This is a genomic window from Ginsengibacter hankyongi (assembly GCF_008710285.1).
Classification (GTDB): Bacteria; Bacteroidota; Bacteroidia; order Chitinophagales; family Chitinophagaceae; genus Ginsengibacter; species Ginsengibacter hankyongi.
In genome coordinates this window covers 142,467-164,750 of the sequence record NZ_VYQF01000004.1, presented here as the reverse complement: position 1 = coordinate 164,750, position 22,284 = coordinate 142,467, and the positions used below count along the sequence as shown (strand labels likewise).

Here is a 22,284-nt window from a genome sequence, read left to right as displayed (position 1 = left end):
TGAATACGGTTAATAAAAAAACCCCGCTTTTTGGAGCGGGGGTTATATACTTTAGTTAAATTTTTAAGCAATAATTCCTTCTCCAATGTTAAAGGGTATAATGACGCTGACAGCAATAATAATTGCTGAAATACTGAGAAAGTTATTATTTAGTTTGCCCTTAAACATTGAGTAAAATATTCAGCAAACTTAACTAACCCTTTTATAAAAACAAAGAACTTTTTATTAAACCTATATTCTATTCATTAAAATCATTGTTGATTTTAATGTACGTGCATTTCAAATTAAATAATCGTTGCCTTACCAAATGCAATATTTTTAGCATTAATGTTTGGCGGAATATCATTGCTGATATAATCGCTTGCGAATTCACCAATAGTAGAAGTGTAATGTGGATTTTCAGGGTCGATATCCTGCGATACAAATCCGTTGGTTAACGTCCAGGCCACCGCTTCTCTCACCTCCGCCGCCTCATTGTATAAGCCAAAATAATCGAGCATCATAGCTGCTGATAAAATAGAGCCAACAGGATTAGCAATATCTTTTCCTGCTGCCTGCGGATACGAACCATGTATAGGCTCGAATAACGCAGAAGAAACACCAAGAGACGCAGATGGCAATAATCCCAAAGAACCACTGATAACGCTTGATTCGTCGCTTAAAATATCGCCAAACATATTTTCAGTCAGCACTACATCAAATTGTTTTGGATTTACAATTATTTGCATTGCTGCATTATCTACAAACATGTAATCCAGTTTTACATCAGGATAATCTGAAGAAATTTCCTGTACCGTTTTTCTCCAAAGCCTTGAGGTTTCTAAAACATTCGCTTTGTCAACCAATGTTAATTTTTTTCTTCTTTGTTGTGCTGAAACAAAAGCCAGTCTTGCAATACGCTCAATTTCGTTTTTATTGTAAATGCATAAATCAGAGGCTTCTGTACCATCATCACTCAATTCTTTTTTGCCAAAATAAATACCGCCTGTTAACTCACGATACATTATAAAATCAACATCCTGCAATTGCTTTTCTTTCAAAGGAGAAAGATGATGCAACGAAGGATAAGTTGTAACCGGACGTATGTTGGCAAATAACTGCAATTCTTTTCTCAGTCTTAATAAACCCTGCTCAGGCCGAACTTTTGCTATAGGATCGTTGTCATATTTTGGATGACCAATAGCACCAAATAAGATCGCATCGCTTTGACGGCAAATATCGATTGTATGTTGAGGCAACGGGTCACCCGTTTTATCAATTGCAATTGCACCCATTAACCCATATGTATAAGTAAAATTATGTCGGTACTTTGCAGCAATAGCATTCAATACTTTTATAGATTGATGTGTTACTTCCGGTCCTATTCCATCTCCTAATATAACTGCAATCCTTTTTTCCATTCTTTATAAATATTTTTATTCCGTTAAGCTGCAATTTTCCCCTGTTCAAGTTTTAAAGTATAGGTAACACATGGTGGAATCTCTTCCTCGTAATGACTTACATATATCAATGTTTTTTTCATTCCAACACATATATCATTTATTAAAGCAATGAACCATGCGCTCATTTCATCGTCCAGCCCCTGGCAAGGTTCGTCCAGTATTAGCATTGGTGGATTTTTTACCAAAGCACGTGCTAACAAAACCAATCTTTGCTCCCCATTAGATAATTGCCTGAATAATCTTTTTTCAAAATTTGCCAAATGCGATAGCGACATCCATTTGGTTACGATTGCTCTTTGCTTTTCACTTAGTTGTCTAAATAAACCAATGGTATCGAACAATCCTGATGCAACAACTTCAAAGCAGGAACATGCCGCGTCAAAATAATGATGCAACTCCGGTGATACAAAACCAATTTTTTGTTTGATGTCCCATATGGATTCGCCGCTTCCCTTTCTTTTATCAAATAAATAAATTTCATTTGCAAATGCCTGCGGATTATCTCCCGTAATTAAGCTTAATAAAGTAGATTTTCCTGAACCATTATGCCCCGAAACACTCCAACATTCACCCTTATTTACTTTCCAGTTAATGTTGTCAAGGATTTTTCTGCCGTTATAAATAACATTGGTATCAACCATTTTAATTGCAACAGAAAATTCATCATTGTCATATACCGAAGCTATTGTTTCCAGTGATTTCGAATTTACTAGTGGCAAATTATTTTTTCCGGGAATTACATGTTTAAATTCTTTCCGGGGCATTTTTTCCTTTAATTCGCCATTATCCAATAAAGCGATATGCGTAACAGATGCAGGTATATCTGCGTGGGAAGTGACTAACAAAATGTGAATGCCGTTTGCAATAAGTTTATCGATAATTTTATTTAATAATTTTCTTGCTCCTGCATCAAGCCCGGTGTAAGGGCTATCCAATAAAATCCAATCTGCATTTTGAAGAATAGCCTTCGCTAACTGAAAACGTTTATGCTCGCCGTTAGATAATTGTATAAGCCTTGTAAACCTGAGATGCCCAATTCCTAGCATTTCCAAAGTTTCCTGTATTGTTAGCTCATCATCCGACAAGTTTTCCAAAACATCATTTATCATTAATGCGTCTTCCGAATCGCAGGAATTAAATCGTTGCTGGTAATAAAACGTAGAGGTATTTGATAAATTTTTAAAAAAATGCTGTTGCGAAATAATTATAACATTAGGCATTTTGCCATTTTCTTTTTCGAATAAAACGCCTCCTGCGCCAAAATAATTACCTCCCAGGGTTTTTATTAATGTCGATTTACCACTTCCTGATAGGCCAATGATCGCCAGGCATTCACCCTTGTCTATTTCAAATGAAACATTATTTAACACAGGTTTGCCCGACAGTTGAACAGTTAGGTTTTTTACCTGCAAAAGAAAAGTTTGTTTCATTCTTATTGTAAAAGAAGAATACAGATCAGGCTAAAGTTGCTTGAAATGCTTCTATATCTTTTTTATTAGTTATTAAATAATCAAAAAGCGTGCAGGCTGGATACTTCATGCATAAAATATTTATCACTATACATATAAGGGAGGCGTGCATCGATTTTACAAGGTGCTTCTCCCGGTTTTCCACTTAATGTTTCTACTCATTTCTTCACATGCTAAAAAAGTGGGGGACAATCCCCCACCGATCATAAAACTAAAACTGCATGAAACTAAGTTGTAACAAAATTTCTTTCTTTATATTTTTCTGCAAGCAGGGTAAGATCGGCATCTTCCACTTCCTTCTTACCATCTGCCACCTGTAAAAACCAATCATATAAAACATCAACACCATTCCGGTCAAACTCGTAACCCAGTTTCTTAAACCGGTGCGCCAGCGCACTGCGTCCACTCCTTGCCGTTAGTACAATCTTCGAGTCGTCGGCTCCAACTTCTAATGGATTAATAATTTCATAAGTTTCAGCATTTTTTAAAAACCCATCCTGGTGAATACCTGAAGAATGTGAGAATGCATTACTTCCCACGATAGCTTTATTCGGCTGCACCGGCATACGCATAATATCGGAAACCTTCCTGCTCATCGGGTTTAATTGTGTTGCATCAATGCTGGTATAAAAATTTAAATCTTTATGTTGCTTTATAATCATCACCACTTCTTCCAGCGATGTATTCCCTGCCCTTTCGCCTAATCCGTTTATTGTACATTCTATTTGCCTTGCGCCACTGATAACACCTGCAATAGAATTAGCGGTGGCCAAACCCAGATCATTGTGACAATGACATGATATAACTGCCTGGTCAATGTTAGAAACGTTATTAATTAAGTAAGCAATTTTTTCACCATATTGATATGGCAAACAATAACCGGTAGTGTCTGGAATATTTACTGTTGTTGCGCCAGCTTTAATAACTCCTTCTATAACCCTTGCCAGGTAATCATTATCCGTTCTTCCTGCATCTTCTGCATAAAATTCTATATTGTCAGTATATTTTCTTGCCCACTTTACACATTGAATTGCTCTTGCCAAAATATCTTCACGGTTAGAGTTAAATTTACTTTTTATGTGTAAATCAGAAGTGCCAATACCCGTGTGAATGCGTGGACGTTTTGCATATTTTAATGCTTCGCCTGCAACCTGTATATCTTTTTCTACCGCACGGGACAACGCACAAACAGTTGCATTTGTAATACTTTTTGAAATTTCATTTACGGAAGCAAAATCTCCCGGGCTTGAAATTGGAAAACCAGCCTCTATAACGTCAACGCCTAAATGTTCAAGATCCAGCGCCAGCTCAACTTTTTCTTTTGTGTTAAGTTTACAGCCGGGTACTTGTTCTCCGTCACGAAGCGTTGTATCAAATATTATTATTTTATCCATAATATATTACTTTATTCTTGGCAATCGTTTCGGAGCAAAAATTAGGTGACAAATAGTAACCGGGATTTATAATAGTATGAAAGTAGAATTTATAACAAAACAATTTTGAACAAAAAAGCAGAAATTTACATTGCCGAAAGGAACGGTAATTTATTGAAACCCTTGTTATTACTACCATTCGCGGTAAAATTATTACGATGCCCAACAGATCAACAGACTCCGTATTTCAATTGATTCATTCCCTTCAAAAGTCGGAAAAGAGGAATTTTAAGCTTTATGTACAAAGAAACTCTTCATCCCCCGATCTTAAAATTGTACAGTTATTTGATGCATTTGATAAGATGAAAGAGTATGATGAAAAGGAACTCATTAATAAAACTGTCTCTATAAAAAAAGAGCAGCTTTCCAATATGAAAGCTCATCTATACAGGCAAATACTGGCGAGCCTTCGTGTACTCGAAAGCAATGAAAACATAGATATTCAAATGCATGAACAATTGGATTATGCAAGAATATTATACAACAAAGGACTTTACCTGCAAAGCTTAAAAATATTAGACCGGGTAAAAGAAAACGCAATTGAACACAACCAGATTAGTTTTCTTATAGAAGTGTTATTTCTTGAAAAGAAAATTGAAACATTACACATCACCCGAAGCATGCAGGACCGTGCCGATGCTTTAACTGATCAATCCAATCAAACAAATGTGCAGTTAGTGAGGGTTACAAAACTTTCCAACCTTGCGCTGCAATTGTATAGCTGGTATATCAAAAACGGGCACGCAAGAAATAAAGAGGATGAAAAAGTGATTGAAAATTATTTTAAGCAACACCTGAGTGATGATATAAAAAATCCCGAAGGCTTTTATGAAAAATTATATTACAATCAAAGCTATTGCTGGTATGCTTTTATAAGGCAGGATTTTTTATTGTATTACCGTTATACACAGAAGTGGGTCGATCTTTTCACCGATGAATCAGGAATGAAGGAAATGGAAACGGCTAATTATATAAAGGGAATGCACAATTTATTGAATGCACATTTTACGTTAAGGAATTATAACGGCTTTAGTAAAACAATCCAACAGCTTGAAACTTTCCGGGATTCGGATATTGTAAAACAAAGCAACAATAACAGGGTGCAGGTTTTTATTTATTTATATACATCAAAAATTAACCAGCATTTTTTAGAAGGAACGTTTAAAGAAGGAATAGCAATGGTTCCTGAAATTGAGCAACAGCTGAAAGAGTTTAGTATTTATATGGATCATCACAGGGTACTTGTTTTTTATTATAAGATTGCTTCCTTATATTTTGGTGCCGAAGATTATGACACTGCAATAGATTATTTAAATAAAATCATCAACTGGAAAGTTGACCTGCGCACCGATTTGCAATGCTATTCAAGACTGCTGCATTTAATCTCTCATTATGAATTGGGCAATTTTCAACTGCTGGAATATTTAATAAAATCAGTATACCGCTTTATGGCGAAGATGCAAAATCTGAGCCTTGTTGAAGAGGAGATGTTTAAATTTTTGAAGAATTCATTTTATCTCTCCGCAAGAAAACTGCAACCTGAATTTGAAAAATTGCTTGATAGAATTAAGGATCTTGAAAAAAGCAAATTTGAAACAAGAGCCTTTGCCTACCTCGATATTATTTCATGGCTGGAAAGTAAAGTGTATAACAAACCGGTGTATGAAATTATAAGAGAGAAATATTTGGCGGGGAAGAGGATGGCGCACCATTGAAAATAAAAAGAGTGAAAAAAACATTCAGGCATATAATCGAACTATGTAAAATAGTGAAGATCGTTTAAAGCTTTTACACACGTGAAAAAAATAGAAAAACCAAAAAACGGAGAATTTCCATCATATGCAATAATGTATATTAGTCTATTGCCAGATGATGGATTGCTATTAAAACATTTAAAAGAAAATTTTGACAAGACAAAAGAATTCATCTTCTCTCTACCGGAAGAAAAACTTACTTACCGGTATGCAAAAGATAAATGGAACATAAAAGAAATATTGGTTCATATAATAGATGATGAACGCATTTATGCTTACCGTGCTTTATGTTTTGCGAGAAATGACAAAACTGAACTCCCGGGTTTTGAACAGGATGACTATGCCACTTTTTCAAATGCAAACAACAGAAGTATTGAAAATATATTGAATGAATATGAATCCGTTCGCAATGCAACGATTACTTTGTTTGAAAGCTTTGACAAGACAGCTTTATTAAGAGAAGGTGTTGCAAACAAAAATAAAGTAACGGTGCGGGCATTGGGCTATCACCTTGCCGGGCATGAATTGCATCACATTAATATTATCAAAGAAAAATATTTAAACTGATGCGGGGCTAATTTTCAATTACAATTATATTATTATACCCGTTAACTTCAGGAGTTACTCTGAAAGTGTAATACCCCGGTTTAAATAGAGGTGGAGACGGCGTTCCACAAACTCCTACACCGGCACCTGATTGAACACTGTCTTTCATAAAACTGCAATACCCGGCATATATTGGCTGATCCAAAATTTTACAATTAGTAATCTGCCCCTGGATCACGATCTCATAATTTGCATTTCCAACGCTTACATTTCTTATTGTAAATCCTGCCAGGTTTTCTATTCGCACGTGCACTTTACCGTTAGCTTCTAGCTTATTTTTACCGCAAAAAAATAGCATCCCGGAGAATAATATACTGATGACGAAAAGATTTTTCATTATTTTTTTATTGTTGACAACCTTCCTTACTAAGACGTTGCATTATGGCTTATGTAAAAAAAATCAAAAAAATTTGCGCAAGTAAATACTTGCATATGGAAGCGCGACGGGATGTATTTCAGGCAATAGCAGATCCTACTAGAAGACAGATCATTGGAATGGTTGCCAATAAATCTCTAAATGCGTTATCAAAAGATGGAAAAATTTCCATGGAATTACAAGACATGTTTTGGGGCGCATACTTTGGAAGTTGTACCGATACATATGGAGTAAACTGGATGTTTAATCGCGTGGAGAAATCAAACTAACGGTAATTAATTTATTAATATTACATGGAGTAAAATGAAAAAGACAAAAATTTTATATTGGATTATCACTGGATTGTTTGCAGCGTCCATGCTATTTTCAGCCATTCCAGATGTTTTGAGCACTGCCGATGCAATTAAGTTTATGAATAATCAATTGGGCTATCCTAATTATATCGTTCCGTTTCTTGGTGTTGCAAAGGTGCTGGGGGTAATTGCTATACTCATTCCCGGGTTTAAACGAATAACAGAGTGGGCTTATGCAGGTTTATTTTTCGACCTGGCCGGCGCCACTTATTCGGTACTTGCAACATACGGACTTCAATCATCGTTAATGTTTATGGTGCTGCCAATAATTTTTTTATTTCTTTCCTATTACCTGTGGCATAAGAAGATGAACACGGTATAAAGAAATCAATAACCGTTCGGAAATCGATCGAATATCAATTACATTAATTGATAACTTGCGTGTATGCTTAATCGTGTCCATCATATTTCAATTATTTGTTCCAGTTATGAAAAGTCAAAAGTTTTTTATACAGAGATTTTAGGGCTTGAAATTATAAGAGAAATTTATAGAAAAGAAAGGCAGTCGTATAAATTAGACCTCGCATTAAATGGTGTATATATTATTGAGCTTTTTTCATTTCCCGCGCCACCACCAAGATTGTCAAGGCCGGAAGGAACAGGCTTGAGGCATATTGCTTTTGAAGTAAATGACTTAAATGTTGTAATTGAAAAATTAAAAAAACATAACGTCGCTTGTGAGCCCGTTCGTATAGACGAAACCACCAACAAACGTTTTACTTTTTTTGCAGATCCCGATGATTTGCCCATTGAATTGTATGAGAAGTGATAGTTAAAGATGGCAGGTTTAGTTATTACGGGATTGCGCTTATTTTTTTTACATTTACTATTAAATCATTGCAAAAATTCTGCTTCATGAAAAAGCTCATCATTACCGCCATAATAGTTTTTATTTCATCTGTTTCCTTTTCCCAAATTGATTCGTCAAAAGTTGAACAGTATTGCGAAGTAATTGCAACGCCAAGGCTTTTAAGCAATAAAGTTACCATTGATATAAATTATGGTGAACAAAAAAGCATCTGGAAAGATACAAGGCTTAAGGATGATGAAGGGAAATTGAAAAAATTTAATACGGTTGTTGATGCATTGAATTATATGGGTAAAGACGGATGGATATTTGTGAATGCATTTCCCGTTTTAAACGGAACCACTCAGATATATCACTATGTTTTTAAAAAATGGTTTGCAAAAAATGAAGCCGGTGAATAAATTCAAAAATAAAAAAGGTAGAAACCAACTTCTTACTTTGATTAATGAAATGTGGTAAAATTAGTTAGCCAAAATGTTGCTGAACTCTTACTAAAAGCCCCACCCTTTCATTTTTTCTAAATCTTCTTTCGCACAATCGAGCGGCGCTATTCCCTGGTATTCTTCCTGCTCTATTATAAAATATTTCGTTCCTGTTTTACGTGCATAATCAACAACATTTTTTACGTCAATAACTCCCTTTCCCAATAACGTATTTTCATAAACTCTGCCATCAGTTCCCGGAGAATCTCTTTTCAATTCATCTTTTACATGCATCAATAAAAATCTTCCCGAGTATTTTTTTAAATAATATAAAGGCCTTCCGCCCGGCTCATACATATTACCAATGTCAATTTGTTGTGCCACTAAAGATTTGTCAGTTAATTGAAGCAGCAAGTCGTACAATACGGTGCCATTAAGGCTGTGGTTAAATTCATAACTTTCATTATGAAAGGCAAAATGTGTTCCTGCTTTTTTACAAAGCTCACCGGTTTTGTTATGCATGTCCATATATAATTTAAAATCGTCCATGTTCTTGCACATGCTTTCATCAACCCCCGGGCTTATCATGTATTTTAATCCAATAGCGGCCGAGTCTTCAATAGTATATTTCCATTCCTCCGTAAAATCATTTGTGGCCTTATCCCAATATTTAGACGTGAGTGGGTTATGGCCACTTTCCATTTTTAATCCATTATCTTTTAAAAGATTTTTGAAATCCGGTATTGAATATCCATAAAATTTACGGTCATGATAGCCTGCATGTTCAACGTATTTGAAGCCCATGGCTGCCAGGCGCTTTAAAGTTCCTGCAGGATCTGTTTTCATATCGTCTCTCACTGTGTATAACTGCAATCCCAAAATAGCATTCGTCTTCTTTTCTTTTAAAATATCCGGAAGCATTGCTGCGCCGCCAATCGTTATACTGCCGGTTTTAATAAATGTGCGGCGGGAAGTATTCATATAAATTTTTATTTAGCTGAAGAAAGGAGATTAAAAATACTTAATAGTTCTAAGTTTTATTGCATATTATTTTATTCATTTTCTTTACTTTGCTTTTTTATTTTGATAATTATATTTCATTAGTTAAAACTTGCAAAAATTATTTTATGATGTATATGATCATCGAAACTTTCCGCCAAAATAAAGTGAAAGAATTATACAAAAGATTGAGGAAAAAGGAAGGCAACTGCCCACAGGAGTTCATTATATAAATAGTTGGATTAACGAGGAAGTAACAACTTGCTACCAGGTTATGGAAAGCGATTCGGAAGAAAAAATTAATGAATGGATTCAACACTGGAATGACCTTGCTGATTTTAAGGTTATCCCGGTAATAACATCGGCGCAGGCAAAAGAAAGAGTCGACGCTATTTAAACTTCCGAAAAAATATTTAGTGGCTTATAACAGAACATACACAACACCTTTTATGACCGGGGTATTATTTTTCAAATCGATTATATACACATAGGCTCCCGAGGTAAGTTGAACACCTTTGAATTTTCCATCCCACCAAATATTTTTTCTGTGATTGTCAAAAACTATTTGCCCGTAACGGTTATAGACTTTAACCTGCGCACCGGGATACGCCTGCAACGTTTCTATAAACCAATTATCATTTACACCGTCACCGTTAGGCGTGAACGCATTCGGAATGTACAACTGTTGGTAAACTTTTACCAGCACACTATCTGTAGCGGTTCCACAACCTTTATTTGAAATTACATTCAATACATACACCTGGCTTGCTGGTGGGCTTACAACAGGTACAAGTGTTTCAGTTCCCGTTATATTAGTATTTGGCGCCCAAAAATAATTAACATCAGTTCCGTCCGCAGTTCCGCTTAAAGTAACAGATTGCCCTTTGATAATTACTCTATCCGGCCCTGCATTTGCGGATGGGTTTTTATCAACCGTAATTAATAAAGAATCATACACTTTACATTCATTGTTTGCAACTGTAAGAATATATAATGTTGTTTCCTTTGGTAAAGCAACAGGGTTAGGAATATTTGGATCTGAAATTCCCTGTGGCGGCGCCCACGAGTATGAGGTGATATTATCACTTCCTGCAGCATTTAGTTGAACCGTAGCTCCCTCGCAGATCTCAGCGTCATCACCCGCATAAACCGACGGCTTTGAGATTAAATCAACCTTTGTGGAATCTGCGGTTGTACAACCTTTGGAAGAAGTAACCTTTACAAAATAAATTCCGCTATTTTCTGCAGCAGTCGGGGCAATAAATGGAGATTGCTCGGTACTTAAGAAATTCATTGGCCCTGCCCACGAAAAAAAGCTGCCGCCATTAGCATTTAAAAACAGTGTATCACCAATACAACTGCCACGGTTAGACGCATCAGTCACCGGATATTCATTCACGCCTACTTTTACAATATTTGAAAGGATTGAACAGGTTGATACATTTATATTTTCCCGCTGTGAAACTGCCAATCTATATAGGTAAGTCGCCACATTAGGGGTAGCGGGCCGGGTGTAAACCGTATCATTTGCGCCAGAGATATTTGCCCACGAAGCGCCATTATTTATACTAAGCTCCCATTGATAAACAGGATCCGAATACCCTGCAGAAACATTTGCGTGCAACGTGAAAACAGAATTATCTCCCGTACAAACATCAACAGAATCAGCAACTCCATTTATATTAGCAGTAACTAACGGGCCGCATGCACGAAAAGTAATATCATCCAGCAACAGATCGTTACCACACCCGCCCGGGGCGTTATTAGTCATTCTTAAAACGACGGAATTTGTGCCGGAAGTAGTTGAAAAGAAGAAGCCGTATTGCGTCCAGTTGGCCACCATAGGGAGGTCGCCGGTTGAGTAAGTTTGCAATACAGTGCCCGAAGTTGTTTCAATGCTAAAAGTTATATTAGGTTTTATTCCATGGCCGTCGCACGCGTATGGCTGCAGCACATTATAAATCCAGGAAGCAAATTCGTAGGTGGTATTCGGACAAAGGCCATCCACTGTTTTTACAAAAAAATCTCCGGGCGTGTAGGAAGCATTCACCACCATCATGTAACCGTTGACATCACCGGGCGTATGATCTTCGGTGAGTGTATGCCAGGTGCCGTTGAAGCAGTTTCTTGTTGAATTGGCGATTGTATAAAAGCCATCGTTCGGACAATCCTTTGGAACATAGGTATAATTAGTGCTACCAAGTGGCGGTCCTGAATTGGAGCCGGCACCAAAAGTGATATTGACCACGGGGTCACCGAGGCTCCCCTGGCATAGTTGAGCGTTCGATTCAAAACAATAAAGAAATGTAAATAACAAAAAGGCAACCAACATTTTTAATGGCGGTCTCATAACAGTTTCCTTCATTAATAACTTATACATATTTCACCCAAACAATATTTTTCAAAGGCAGATTCTTATACATCAAAAAGGAAATAACGGAAGAAGATGAAATTTCTTTCGTTATTTCCTTAATTCTTTTACCGCTGTTAAAGTTAAAATATTAAATCCGAAGCGAAATGAAAGTGACAATATTTTTAAACAGCCGATTTACATTTTCCTATTACATTCCATAGCGGCGGGGTATAGAAAAAATATTTACATTTGATATTATTTCACGCGTTATTACAATTAGTAAATGGAGTAATAGAAACACGATTAAGACAAAGACTATAGGCATTCAATGTTTTTAAAAGATAGGTACTCATTGGAATTCTACCGCCATTATCTTAAAGTGCAACACAAGCAACAGCAACAATAAAGGAGTTTCATAACTGATATGGCTAATCGTATTTATAAAAAATTTCAACAACTATAATGAGTTACTCTGCAAATAAAAATCGTTATGACCTGATGCAATACCGCAGATGCGGCAACAGTGGTCTCAAACTCCCATTAATTTCATTGGGCTTATGGCACAACTTTGGTGAGATTGATGATTACGAAAATTGCTGTAAGATCTTGCATACGGCCTTCGACAATGGTATTACACATTTTGATCTTGCTAATAATTACGGTCCGCCACCGGGCGCTGCTGAGGTAACATTTGGTAAAATATTTAAAAAAGATTTTAAGCCTTACAGGGATGAGTTAATTATTTCGTCCAAGGCGGGATATCTAATGTGGGATGGGCCTTACGGCGATTGGGGCTCAAAAAAATATTTAGTTGCAAGTCTCGACCAAAGTTTACAACGAATGGGATTGGATTATGTTGATATATTTTATCATCATCGCCCGGACCCTGAAACTCCTTTGGAAGAAACGATGACTGCGCTCGATCTCATTGTAAGGCAAGGCAAAGCTTTGTATGTAGGCATATCAAGTTATCAACCGGAAGAAGCAGCAAAGGCATTTGAAATGTTGAAAAAACTGGGAACTCCATGTCTTATTCATCAACCAAGATATTCAATGCTTGACCGCTGGGTTGAAAATGGTTTATTAGATCTTTTAGGTAAAGAAAAAGTAGGTTGTATCACCTTCTCATCATTAGCCCAGGGAATTCTTACTAATAAGTATTTAAAGGGAATCCCCAAAGATTCAAGGGTAGGCAGGCATCTCGAAAATGGTGCTATCAGTGAATCCCAGGTTACCAATGAAATTATAGATAAAGCAAAAAAATTAAATGCAATCGCTGCTGAAAGAAATCAATCGCTTGCACAAATGGCTATTGCATGGGTTTTAAAAGATGAACGCATTACTTCGGTTATTCTAGGAGCAAGTAAACCAAAGCAGGTATCTGACGCAATCGGCGCTATTAAAAATTATAGTTTCTCAAAAGAGGAATTGGAAAGAATTGATAAGATTCTTAACCAGTAATCTTTAAAAAATCGAATATAGGTTTAAAACATTAAACAGTTATTTCGTTAGCCTCAACATCATTACATCATGAGAAGGCACTATTGCAACTAAAGGTTTTTGTGTGTCACCTGCATTACTTTTCGCCCAGACGTTTCTTATTTTATATGGATGTTCTTTTGCATTCATTGTTTTATGAAATAATGGATCTGTAATCAATTCATCCTTCCAGTTATGATTTATTTTCATCGGCTTAGCAGACCTGTTTAAAAAACATACGGCCCAATCATCATTCTCCAAAGGCTTTACCCACACCTCAAGACTATCTTTATCTTCATATTGAAATCCTTCAATACCTAACTTATCCTGGTTAATCGCTATCGCTTCTTTATTGGTTAATATCGATTGTGTTTCTTTCGACATCTTTCTTAAATCATTGCCTGCCATCAGCGGTGCTGCAAGCATACACCACATCGAAAAATGCGTTCTATCTTCGGCTACGCTCATACCGTTACCCACCTCAAGCATATCAGGATCGTTCCAATGGCCGGGGCCTGCATATTTTCTTAATCCCTTTTGCAGATCAACTATCGGCATTACACCTGTTTGCTTCCAGGTTCCATGATCAATATATCCATCATAAACTGCCGAAATATCTCCTGTTGTACGCCAAAGTTCACCAACATTCTCAGCCCACTCCCACGGTTTATTAGTACCCCATTCACATAGACTAAAAACAATCGGGCGACCTGCTGCTTTTAATGCCTTACTCATAGTAGTATAGGCTTCCTTTGCATTAATTCCATCCGTATTACACCAGTCAAATTTTAAATAATCAATTTCCAGGGAAGCATAAAATCTCGCATCCTGGTATTCATATCCTCTTGTACCCGGATAGCCTGCACAGGTTTTAGTGCCTGCACAATTGTATAATCCAAACTTTAAGCCTTTTGAATGTACATAATCAACCAGCACTTTCATTCCGTTGGGAAATTTCTTTGGATCAGGAACAAGATTTCCTGTAACGCTATCTCTTTCCCTTGACATCCATCCATCATCCAAAACAAGATAGGTATAGCCCGCGTCCTTCATCCCTGAAGAAACCATTACATCGGCAATTTCTCTTACCAACGAATCATTGATTTTTGTTTGAAATGTATTCCAGCTATTCCATCCCATCGGCGGTGTTAGCGCTAATCCCTCAAATTTTTGCGCATACATTTTTGTGCTGCAGAAAATAAATGCAAAGAAGAAGATTTTTTTCATGATGTTATTTTACTTAATAATCTAAATTTCCTAAAATTCATATAACCATTTAATTCATTCTGATTGATAATTTTTGCCCCTTATATACAATCTCCTTATCATATTTTTTATCAAACTTCAATTCAAGGGGTTTATCTTTTTTTATCCAATAAATATTAAATATTCTCTTTTGCAGCATACCTTGAAAATTTCCCTGCCTGTTCTGTATAGTTAATTCTTTACCAGCTTCATTGTAATTAAATGTGATGGTAGCATATTTACCTTTTTCATAATTATAAGTTGTGCCATCATCTTCATATAAAATAAAAGATGCGTTTTTACCGGTATAAATAAATAATGATATTGTATCAGCTTTCTTTTCTCCGGTATATTGTAATGCAGGCCCAAAGGGAATTATAGAACCTTCCTTTACAAATACAGGCATGCGCATGTAAGGTGCAGGTGCATTTATATTTTGACCTCCTTCAAAATATTTCCCATCATAAAGATTATACCATCCATCGCCTGAAGGCAAATAAACTTTCCTGCTCACCGCATCTCTCTCATATACCGGGTTTATTAGAAAACTATTTCCAAATAAATATTCATCGTTTATGTCGATCACGTTTTTATCATTTGGAAAATCCATTATTAAACCACGCATAATGGTATAATCATCCAGGTAACTTTTAGCAGCCATTGAATAGATGTAAGGCAGAAGCCTGTAACGCAGTTGATCATAATACAGCATGCTCTCATAAGCATCTTCGCCTGGAGAAGACACATTAAATATTTCGCGGTAAGGAAACTGGCCATGTACCCGAAATAACGGGCAGAAAGCGCCGAATTGGTACCATCTCGTCATTAGCTCTTTCCATTCTTGAAGATCATCCCCTTTCGCATTTTCATAACGGTGTTCTACGGCAAAGCCGCCGGCATCCATGGTCCAGTAAGGAATTCCGGACATAGAAAAATTAACTCCGGCTGAAATTTGATTTTTCATATCATGCCAGCGTGATCCAATGTCTCCACTCCAAACTGCAGCGGCATAACGTTGCGAACCGGCATAAGCAGAACGGGTTAATGTGAATATCCGCTTATTGGGAGCAACTGAACGCTGCCCTTCGTAAACCGCTTTGGCATTCACAAGTGGATAAGCATTAAAATATTTTGTTGCAGAGCCCAAAGCATTCGGAAACATCAATTCCTTTCTTTGTTCAATATTCAAATTAGAATGAATATCAGGTTCAGGTGCATCCATCCAAAAAGCGTCTACGCCTTTCCGGTATAAATTGTTATAAACAAGGCTCCAAAATACTTTTGCTGCTTCAGGATTAAAAGCATCATAAAATGTAGAAACGTAGCCTAACCAATCTTTCCGGTTTTCTTCAATATTTCTTGTTAATAAAAACCCCTTATTATTCATTAAATCATAATTGGCAATTCCTTTATAAAATTTCGGCCATACCGAAACCATCATATGTGAATGATACAAATGGTGCAGCGAGTCAATCATGCCAAACGGGTCTGGAAATCTTGATGAATCGAATTGCTGGCTCCCCCATTGATCGGGCTCCCAATATTGCCAGTCCAGCACAATGTTGTCGATTGGAATTTGCCTCTTACGAAATTCTTTTAGGGTAGATATAACTTCCTGCTGTGTCTTATATCGTTCCCGGCTTTGCCAAAATCCAAGCGCCCATATTGGAACAATTGGCGCTTTGCCTGTGAGTTGCCGGTAACCACTTATTATGTCGTCAGTTTTTTCACCATACACCAAATAATAGCCAACATTATCAGCCGATTCCGATCGGAGCATAAAGTGACGCTTTTCTTCATCATTTGCCGGGCGAAGCCAATTGCACGAAATGTAAGATTCACCACCATCCGGAATCCATTCTAATTTGATATGATATTTCCTGCCGGCTTCCATTACGAATGGGATAATCGTCATTTCAGGGTTCCAGCATTGGCGCCATTCATTTAAACACAGAGAATCATTAAGCCATGCCTTAATATAACCACCATATCTAAACGAAAACTTATGAAGTCCGGAATAAGGTGACTGAATAAATCCATTCCACATTACCATTCCTTTACCTAATTCAAATGAAGCGGGAAAGTTTTTTAAATCGGATAAATAATCATAAGCGATTGAGTCTTCATTTCTTTTTGTGATTATTTTGGAAGAATCCATTTTAAGAACATAAGTTGCCGAAAGCGATCCGGCATTTTCATTCGCATCAAACAACCTTAAATGATTAAGGGGTTCATAACTTCTTCCATCGCCAAATGTTGTAATAGAATAATTATCCCAGAGAATTCCATAATTCTTATTTGAAACTAAAAATGGAATGGCCACTTCAGTATTGTTTTGCAAAAGCGTAATTATATTTCCTTTATAATTCATTAAGCCCTGCTGATGCTGGCCGAGGCCATAAAAGGCTTCATCTTCTGGAGTGATAAATGATTGCTGAACCTGCCACGATTGCCCCGCATCAATTACAGTGGGCTTAAAATTTTTTACATTATTATCTTCCCGTAATAATCTAATTCCGGCTGAATCTTCAAATGTTACCAGGCCAGTTTCTAAAGAAACAGTTGCTTTCAATTCCGCGGTTGAAAGTGTTACCTCGTCGTTTGTATTAGTTACAAAGAATTGCGTTTTAGAACTATTTTTTAAAATCATGAGGCTGGTATCGGCCACCAGTGGCAGTTCGGGGCTTTTAATTACATGGATAATTTTCTTATCAACTACCACAAGTTGTAAAGCCCTCGTGGAATTGGTTTCATGATTTGAAAAGTAAATTATTACTCCATTATCGAGCTTTTCAAACCTGGCATTTTGTGCATATGATGCAGATACACTTAACAGGTTAAAAGCGATAAAAAAATACGTAGCAATCGTTTTCATATCTATTTAATAGATCACCGTTTTATTAACACTGAAAGATGCATTAAGATTTGCAACCTGGAGTTTAAAATCGCCTGCTTCCAACTCTGTTTTATTGTTTGAATTTACGTAGGCAAGATCTTTCATTGGAAGCCGGAAAGTTACCGTCTTTGATTCCCCGGCTTTTAAATCAATTTTTTCAAAACCTCTTAGCCTTTTTACATCCGGGGTTAAAGAAGCAACAAGATCAGACGCAAACAATTCAACAACTTCCTTACCATCACGGTTACCCGAATTTTTTACAGTAACATGTATAGTTGCCGTGTCGCCAGGTGAAAAAACATTTTTATTAACAGAAAGGTTACTGTATTCAAAAGATGTATAAGACAATCCAAATCCGAATTGATATTGCGGATAAAAATCTCCGCCTTGTGGATTGCCATCACCTTCGGAAGGCTTATGTATATAGGTTGCCAGTGCATTAGTGAAACGTGAATAGGTTATTGGAAGCTTTCCGCTCGGGTTAACATCTCCCGTAAGAATATCCGCCAAAGCATCGCCGCCAAAATTTGAAGGAAGATATACGTCGATAACTGCAGCTGCAGCAGATTCCACCTCATTAAAAATCCTTGGCCGTCCTTCATTCAAAATAAAAATTACAGGCTTGCCCGTTTTAATCATTGCTTTTGCAAGCAACAACTGGTTGTGAGATAAGGTCAAATCATTCAAATTGCCCGGTGTTTCTGTATAATTATTTTCACCAATACATAATAAAATATAATCAACATTTGCGGCAGCTTTTACAGCCGCGTCCATATCAACAATTGAATCTTCATAATATTTTCCGGCCGTATTGTAAGACACACCTCTCTCATACAATACATTTGTAGGGCCGAATTTGTTCTGAACGGCTTCTAAAATAGTATTGTATTTCTGTGCGTATTCATCTGTTCTCTCTCCCTGCCATGTATAGGTCCAACCGCCATTTAATGTTCTCATGGAATTAGCATTGGGGCCTGTTACCAAAACCCTGGCAGTTTTTGGCAAAGGCAAAACGTTGTTAGAATTTTTTAAAAGCGTAATAGATTCCGCGGCAGTATTATAAGATGCTTTTTCAAATTCGGCACTTCCAAATTTTGGATAATCTTTTAAATAAGTCATTGGCGTTTCAAAGAGTTTTAATTCTTCTTTCACCCTCAAAATTCTTGTAACGGCATCGTTGATTCGGCTCATAGAAACTTTTCCTTCTTTAACCAAAGCAATGAGGTCGGTACAAAATTCCTTGTAATTATAAGGAATCATCGACATATCAATTCCGGCGTTTATAGCCAGCATAATTGCACCTTTAATATCTTTAGTGATATGATCGCGCCGGTACACATTTTCAATATCCTGCCAATCGCTCACAGTAAAACCTGTGAAGCCCAATTCGTCTTTTAAAATATCAGTAAGAACGTGTTTATTAATATGAGTTGGTATCCCATTAATTAATGCTGAGTTAACCATAACTGTCCTGGCGTTTGCGTCTACGCATGCACGAAAGGCCGGCAAATGATATTCCCGCAAATAATTTTCGGGGATCCATGCATCTGTTCTGTCATGCCCCGATTTGGGATCGGAGTAACCCATGTAATGTTTTAGACTTACTACAAGTTTGTCTTTGCTGCCGAGCGGATCCTGCACACCATGTACAAATGCAACGCCCATCCGTGAACTCAAATAGGGGTCCTCGCCATAATCTTCCCAAATACGCGGCCATTGCGGATTTGTACCTAAATCTAACACAGGTGAATAAGTCCACGGCACGCTTGCTGCCCGCGATTCGTAAGCAGTAATTACCCCGGCATTATAAATAAGTTCCGGATTCCAGGTGGCGGCCTGTCCAATTTCCTGGGGAAATAAAGTAGCCCCCGCAACATAATTTACACCGTGATTATCATCAAGCCCATACAATACAGGAATTTTCAATCTTGTTTGCTTAGCCGCATTTTGTATCTCCTGTATTATATTATTCCATTGTTGCGCATTTTGTAAGCCGGGCGTATTAAGAATAGAGCCTATTTTATATTGTATAACGGCTTTTTTAAAAGTATCCTGGTCAAAAACAAAATTCCCATTTCTTATTTTACCGAGAGACTCAATGGAAACCTGCGCCATCTGGCCCACTTTCTCTTCCAATGTCATTTGCTTTACCAGCGCATTCACTTTCGCATCAATGGCGGGATCGTTTACCTGTTGCGCTTTATTTTTTAATGGCAATGCAATTATTGCAATTAATAAAATAAGCATTGCACTTTTAATGTTAACTACGCGTCTCATATCAAGCTTTAATTAGGTTTCTAAATTGTTCAATTCATCAAATTATTTTATTACATCACTGTTACTAACAAACGCAATTTTCTTACTATCAGGTGACCAGGATTGTGTATTGATAGAACCCTGCCCTCCGTATAAATAAGCAATTACCTTAAGATTGCCGCCTGTAGCCGGCATCATGCGCAAATAAACATGTTTGTAAAATGGATGATCATCAGCCTTAATATCTTTTGAAAAAGATAAACACACAATCCATTTACCATCGGGAGATATATGGGCAAACCAATTATTGTATTCATCATTCGTTAATTGTTGCTGGTCGCTTCCATCCGGCTTCATGCGCCACAACTGCATGGTACCGCTTCTTACAGAGTTAAAATAAATGTATTTTCCATCGGGACTGTACTCAGAGCCATCGTCCAAACCAGGAGTAGTTGTAAGGCGAATTTCTTCTCCGCCGTTAGAAGGAACTTTATAAATATCAAATTCGCTATTTCGTTCGCCCGTAAACGTTAGCCATTTGCCGTCGGGTGACCATCCATGCAAATATGATGGGCCGGTTGGCGTTATTTGTTTTGGCGTACCACCGTTTACCGGTACTGTATATACAACGGAGTTATATTTATGATCCATACTTGCGGCACTTAGTCCCAACATCTTTCCGTTAAAGGAAATTACGTGGTCATTGTTATTATTTTTTACCGGCTCTGTATTAATCAATGTTGGTTTACAATTTTGAATATTGATCCGATACATCAATCCATTTGTATTATAAATTAAGCTTTCCCCATCACGCATCCAGTTAGGCGCCTGTAAAGATGCAGGAGAAGTGTATAAAATTTTTCTTGCTCCTGTAAACACATCCATGGTTTCAATATTGCTTCCCAGGTAATCTTTATAAGGAACAAAATCCGCCTTTGCAGGAACGATGATTCGTACGTTATCGAATTTTACTTTTTCCACTACATCCTTATTGTGTGAACAGATAAACAATCCCACATACACATCCTCTCCTAAATCAACGTCAGTAATTTCCTCAGTAACAAACGGCTCTCCAAAATGCGCAACACACATGATGTATTGATTTCCCCTTCGTTCTAACTGGATTACATCAGGTCCTGAAATGGTGAATTGCTTTTCCTCAACATTTGTTTTAGGCGCTTTCCTGTATTGCAATGACGTAAGGCCGCTGCCATGAATGGTTCCAGCGATCATTGAAGAAGTGCTGTCGAGATTTGCGCGAACCATCCAACCAAATTTTCGATGTTCTTCTACTCCTTTACCGATCAATTTTCCTCTTGCCTGTAATATAAAATCGCCTTTTATCTTCTTCCATACATAATGAAAGTCATCATGGGTAAACCAAATGTTGGTTCCCGACCCCGATAAAAAATATTCACCCGTAGCTTCATTGTATGTTCCGCTACCGCGATGTAATATTTTACCCACGTCATTTTGATTTTCAAAAACACCAACTTTTTGTGAAAAGGAATTTAGTGACGGAAGCGCACTAACCGCCAACATAAAGATCTTTAAGCCTGATAATTTGAAAGGCATGATTTTAAATTTAATAATCAGAATATGAAGTGCTGTGCATTAAAATACTGTCAATGTGCGAAACGGAAACTTTATTTTCATTCACTGGGTCTGCCGAAATTTCTTTCCATTTTGCATCTGCACCAAATACTTTCCATTGCGCATTTCTATCTTCCACACTTTTAAATATGGGCATATACATCAGGTTAGGCATGCGACTCCCGGACAAAACTCTTCCGTAAAAAACAGGATTAAATCCAAGCCGGTTGAAAATATTTATTTCATCCTTGTTAAACATGCCTATTTTTTTTGCTGATAAATTTTCGGTAGGGCTTTCATAACTTCTCAATTCAAAAACCCTTTCTGCATTTTTTGTTGCCGGTAATAATAATTGCTGCTGGCTTTCGAAAGCTTCCAGTAAAATGGATTCCATTCTTTCATAAGGTGCCTTATCCGATGGCGCAGCCAAAAAACCTTTTGCAGCCTCATCGTACACTTTATCTTTTACAATATTTTTATCAAGTTTTACCCATTCTTCGTCTGATTTAAAAGGAATTAATACATAGATATATTTTACAGCCGCGGTATCGTTTGCAATTGGTTTAAACACACCAATGTTTTTTATATTTAAGCGATGCAATGCAGGCAGATAAACGTTCTGCAAATATTCATCAACACTATTAACCTGTTCATTATTTTTTAAATGATAAATTTTCATTTGATAAAAATTACGCCCGCCTTTTGCAAATAATGATGAAGAAATAGTCATTAGAGATGCGATGATAAAACCCATTTTAATTTTTGTGTACATTTTTAGTCGCAAAGTTTATGATTGAAAA

General features: G+C 36.9%; 19 protein-coding genes. 8 read left to right on the top strand and 11 right to left on the bottom strand.

The window, feature by feature from the left end:
• Window positions 1–284: 284 nt before the first annotated feature.
• The 3 genes from leuB to FW778_RS15165 all read right to left on the bottom strand — a co-directional run bounded on the left by leuB (window position 285) and on the right by FW778_RS15165 (window position 4,305).
• Window positions 285–1,400: a 3-isopropylmalate dehydrogenase gene (leuB, locus tag FW778_RS15175; RefSeq protein WP_150415653.1), complete on the bottom strand. Its 1,116-nt coding sequence runs from the start codon at window positions 1,398–1,400 to the stop codon at window positions 285–287.
• 23 nt (window positions 1,401–1,423) lie between these two features.
• Window positions 1,424–2,872: an ATP-binding cassette domain-containing protein gene (locus FW778_RS15170; RefSeq protein WP_150415652.1), complete on the bottom strand. Its 1,449-nt coding sequence runs from the start codon at window positions 2,870–2,872 to the stop codon at window positions 1,424–1,426.
• Window positions 2,873–3,138: 266 nt separating this feature from the next.
• On the bottom strand, window positions 3,139–4,305 hold the full coding sequence (locus tag FW778_RS15165) for a 2-isopropylmalate synthase (RefSeq protein ID WP_202552275.1): 1,167 nt from the start codon (window positions 4,303–4,305) through the stop codon (window positions 3,139–3,141).
• Window positions 4,306–4,502: 197 nt separating this feature from the next.
• On the opposite strand from FW778_RS15165, the gene FW778_RS15160 reads away from it, so the two are divergent.
• The gene (locus FW778_RS15160) at window positions 4,503–6,059 is read left to right on the top strand and encodes a hypothetical protein (protein WP_150415650.1); all 1,557 of its coding nucleotides are present in this window, start codon (window positions 4,503–4,505) and stop codon (window positions 6,057–6,059) included.
• 81 nt (window positions 6,060–6,140) lie between these two features.
• Window positions 6,141–6,665 (top strand): DinB family protein, encoded by a 525-nt coding sequence (locus FW778_RS15155; protein ID WP_202552274.1) that lies wholly within the window; start codon window positions 6,141–6,143, stop codon window positions 6,663–6,665.
• 7 nt (window positions 6,666–6,672) lie between these two features.
• Here FW778_RS15155 and FW778_RS15150 read toward each other — a convergent pair whose 3' ends face one another.
• Entirely contained in the window at window positions 6,673–7,041 is a 369-nt protein-coding gene (locus FW778_RS15150; RefSeq protein ID WP_150415649.1) for a hypothetical protein, read from the bottom strand.
• Window positions 7,042–7,136: 95 nt separating this feature from the next.
• On the opposite strand from FW778_RS15150, the gene FW778_RS23505 reads away from it, so the two are divergent.
• The 4 genes from FW778_RS23505 (at window position 7,137) to FW778_RS15130 (ending at window position 8,642) form a co-directional block, all read left to right on the top strand.
• Complete coding sequence (locus FW778_RS23505) at window positions 7,137–7,349, top strand: hypothetical protein (protein ID WP_235906275.1); 213 nt, start codon at window positions 7,137–7,139, stop codon at window positions 7,347–7,349.
• A gap of 34 nt (window positions 7,350–7,383) precedes the next feature.
• Entirely contained in the window at window positions 7,384–7,755 is a 372-nt protein-coding gene (locus FW778_RS15140) for a DoxX family protein (RefSeq protein WP_150415647.1), read from the top strand.
• 63 nt (window positions 7,756–7,818) lie between these two features.
• The gene (gene gloA2 / locus FW778_RS15135; protein ID WP_150415646.1) at window positions 7,819–8,202 is read left to right on the top strand and encodes an SMU1112c/YaeR family gloxylase I-like metalloprotein; all 384 of its coding nucleotides are present in this window, start codon (window positions 7,819–7,821) and stop codon (window positions 8,200–8,202) included.
• Between the two features lie 86 nt (window positions 8,203–8,288).
• Window positions 8,289–8,642 (top strand): hypothetical protein, encoded by a 354-nt coding sequence (locus tag FW778_RS15130; protein ID WP_150415645.1) that lies wholly within the window; start codon window positions 8,289–8,291, stop codon window positions 8,640–8,642.
• 90 nt (window positions 8,643–8,732) lie between these two features.
• On the opposite strand, the gene FW778_RS15125 is transcribed toward FW778_RS15130, so the two are convergent.
• On the bottom strand, window positions 8,733–9,644 hold the full coding sequence (locus FW778_RS15125; protein WP_150415644.1) for a sugar phosphate isomerase/epimerase family protein: 912 nt from the start codon (window positions 9,642–9,644) through the stop codon (window positions 8,733–8,735).
• Between the two features lie 193 nt (window positions 9,645–9,837).
• On the opposite strand from FW778_RS15125, the gene FW778_RS15120 reads away from it, so the two are divergent.
• Window positions 9,838–10,059, top strand: a complete 222-nt coding sequence (locus FW778_RS15120; RefSeq protein WP_150415643.1) for a DUF3303 domain-containing protein — start codon at window positions 9,838–9,840, stop codon at window positions 10,057–10,059.
• A 24-nt stretch (window positions 10,060–10,083) separates the two neighbouring features.
• Here the strand turns inward: FW778_RS15120 and FW778_RS15115 are convergent, their stop codons facing one another.
• On the bottom strand, window positions 10,084–12,042 hold the full coding sequence (locus FW778_RS15115; protein WP_150415642.1) for a gliding motility-associated C-terminal domain-containing protein: 1,959 nt from the start codon (window positions 12,040–12,042) through the stop codon (window positions 10,084–10,086).
• A gap of 435 nt (window positions 12,043–12,477) precedes the next feature.
• On the opposite strand from FW778_RS15115, the gene mgrA reads away from it, so the two are divergent.
• On the top strand, window positions 12,478–13,476 hold the full coding sequence (gene mgrA / locus FW778_RS15110; protein WP_150415641.1) for an L-glyceraldehyde 3-phosphate reductase: 999 nt from the start codon (window positions 12,478–12,480) through the stop codon (window positions 13,474–13,476).
• A 39-nt stretch (window positions 13,477–13,515) separates the two neighbouring features.
• On the opposite strand, the gene FW778_RS15105 is transcribed toward mgrA, so the two are convergent.
• Genes FW778_RS15105 through FW778_RS15085 form a run of 5 tightly spaced genes read right to left on the bottom strand, consistent with a single transcriptional unit; the run spans window position 13,516 to window position 22,256 of the window.
• Complete coding sequence (locus FW778_RS15105; protein ID WP_150415640.1) at window positions 13,516–14,721, bottom strand: glycoside hydrolase family 27 protein; 1,206 nt, start codon at window positions 14,719–14,721, stop codon at window positions 13,516–13,518.
• A 49-nt stretch (window positions 14,722–14,770) separates the two neighbouring features.
• A complete protein-coding gene (locus FW778_RS15100; RefSeq protein WP_150415639.1) occupies window positions 14,771–17,614 on the bottom strand; it encodes a glycoside hydrolase family 31 protein in 2,844 nt (947 codons plus the stop codon).
• Between the two features lie 6 nt (window positions 17,615–17,620).
• The gene (locus FW778_RS15095) at window positions 17,621–19,912 is read right to left on the bottom strand and encodes a glycoside hydrolase family 3 N-terminal domain-containing protein (RefSeq protein WP_150415638.1); all 2,292 of its coding nucleotides are present in this window, start codon (window positions 19,910–19,912) and stop codon (window positions 17,621–17,623) included.
• Between the two features lie 42 nt (window positions 19,913–19,954).
• Entirely contained in the window at window positions 19,955–21,466 is a 1,512-nt protein-coding gene (locus FW778_RS15090; RefSeq protein ID WP_150415637.1) for a TolB family protein, read from the bottom strand.
• 10 nt (window positions 21,467–21,476) lie between these two features.
• Window positions 21,477–22,256, bottom strand: coding sequence for an NIPSNAP family protein (locus FW778_RS15085; RefSeq protein WP_150415636.1), 780 nt, complete (start codon window positions 22,254–22,256; stop codon window positions 21,477–21,479).
• Between the last annotated feature and the right edge of the window lie 28 nt (window positions 22,257–22,284).